The organism is Mesorhizobium sp. M7A.F.Ca.CA.004.04.2.1, from assembly GCF_004022825.1.
GTDB lineage: Bacteria > Pseudomonadota > Alphaproteobacteria > Rhizobiales > Rhizobiaceae > Mesorhizobium.
Genome location: NZ_RZPH01001217.1, coordinates 1 through 1,581, shown reverse-complemented (window position 1 = coordinate 1,581; position 1,581 = coordinate 1). Strand labels below are relative to the sequence as shown.

The following is a 1,581-nucleotide window of genomic DNA, read 5'->3' as shown; positions in this document are numbered from 1 at the left end:
AGACAGGGCGCAGATCGAGGAGAATCTGGCCGATCTGCGCGACATATTGGCAAAAGCCGAACGCAAAGCCGACCGCGAGCGCATCGCGGTCGTGTCGCGCGACCTGCGCTATTGGACCGCCCGGCGTGAAAGCGCCGAACTCTCCGTACCGGAGCCGGGCAGCGACGTGGTGCGCTTCGGCATGGGCGTCACGATCGAGGGCGACGACGGCAGGAAGGTCCACTGGAAAATTGTCGGCGAAGACGAGGCTGATCCCACCAAGGGTAGCATTTCGCATGTTTCGCCGATGGCGGTCGCCCTATTCGGCAAGAAGATCGGCGACTTGGCCAGCGTCAACGGCAAGGAATGGGAAATCGTCAAGCTTTCCGAGAGCTAATCCTCGATCTTGACGACATGGTCGCGGAAGAACGCCGCGGCTCCGGCTTCATCGATCTCGCCTGAAGCAACGGCCATGACGAATTCGTAGAGCGTGCCGTTGTCGGCTGTCAGGACATGGCCGTTCACGATCAAAAATGCACCGGCTGCAACTATGGCCGTGCGCTTGTTGCCGTCGACAAAGGCGTGATTTCTTGCGATGCCGAAGACATAGGCGGCTGCTAGGTCTTCAACCGAAGGGTTTTCGTAGTTGGCCTTGTTCTCGGCACGCGCGAGCGCAGATTCGAGAGCATTTTCATCTCTCAAACCTTGAGCACCGCCATGCCTGCGCAACTGCTCGGCGTGCATCGCTTCAACCGCACGCCGGGTAAGGAACTCCCAGCTCATTCGGCGAGCTTCTGAAGCGCGACCTTGTATTTGTCCATGACCTTGCGAGCAGCTTCCATCTGCCGCTCGAAACTGTCGTCCATCGGCTCAAGGGCAATGCCCTTGTCCGTTTCGACGATCTGGAGCTGATCACCTGTCTTCATGTTCAGACGATCGAGCAGATCCTTGGGCAGGATCACACCTTCCGAATTACCGATCTTGCGAATGGTCGTGTTCATGACAGATATCCTGTTGCAACGCCGATTATAACTCGACCGGCGAGAAGTTGCAACAGATATTATAACAAGCCTAGCGGACCGCCAGCAGCCGGTCCAGCAAACGATCCGCCGCCTCCGGAATGACCGTGCCCGGTGGGAAGATTTCCGCAGCGCCGGCTTGCAGCACCGCGTCATAGTCCTGCGGTGGAATGACGCCGCCGGCGACGATCAGCATGTCGCCGCGGCCGAGCTTTTTCAGCGCGTCGCGCAGTTCGGGGATCAGCGTCAGATGTCCCGCCGCCAGCGACGAGGCGCCGACGATGTGGGCGTCCTGTTGAACCGCTAGTCTCGCGATCTCCTCCGGTGTCTGGAACATCGCGCCGACGGTGACGTCGAAGCCGAGATCGGCGAAGGCCGTGGCGATGACCTTCTGGCCGCGGTCGTGGCCGTCCTGTCCCATCTTGGCGACCAGGATGCGCGGCTTGCCGCCGGTCTTCTTCTCGAAGGCGTCAAGCTTGTCCTGCAGACCGTCGACCACGGGATGATCGCCAAGCGCCTTCCGATAGACCCCGGAAATGGTCTGTACCGTGGCGACGTGGCGCCCAAACGCCCTTTCCAACGC

Annotated in this window: 4 protein-coding genes; 1 reads left to right on the top strand and 3 read right to left on the bottom strand. The window is 60.4% G+C overall.

Features of this window, described 5'->3' with window-relative positions; all coding sequences use genetic code 11:
* Positions 1 to 376: GreA/GreB family elongation factor (locus EN893_RS33170; RefSeq protein WP_128362143.1), on the top strand; the 376-nt coding region annotated here is incomplete at its 5' end.
* Here the strand turns inward: EN893_RS33170 and EN893_RS33165 are convergent.
* From EN893_RS33165 to EN893_RS33155, 3 genes are all read right to left on the bottom strand, one after another.
* A complete protein-coding gene (locus tag EN893_RS33165; protein ID WP_127269972.1) occupies positions 373 to 762 on the bottom strand; it encodes a type II toxin-antitoxin system death-on-curing family toxin in 390 nt (129 codons plus the stop codon). The genes EN893_RS33170 and EN893_RS33165 overlap by 4 nt on opposite strands.
* Positions 759 to 980: an AbrB/MazE/SpoVT family DNA-binding domain-containing protein gene (locus EN893_RS33160; RefSeq protein ID WP_127269970.1), complete on the bottom strand. Its 222-nt coding sequence runs from the start codon at positions 978 to 980 to the stop codon at positions 759 to 761. The genes EN893_RS33165 and EN893_RS33160 overlap by 4 nt, the downstream gene beginning before the upstream one ends.
* 70 nt (positions 981 to 1,050) lie before the next feature.
* Positions 1,051 to 1,581: cobalamin-dependent protein (locus EN893_RS33155; protein WP_206640224.1), on the bottom strand; the 531-nt coding region annotated here is incomplete at its 5' end.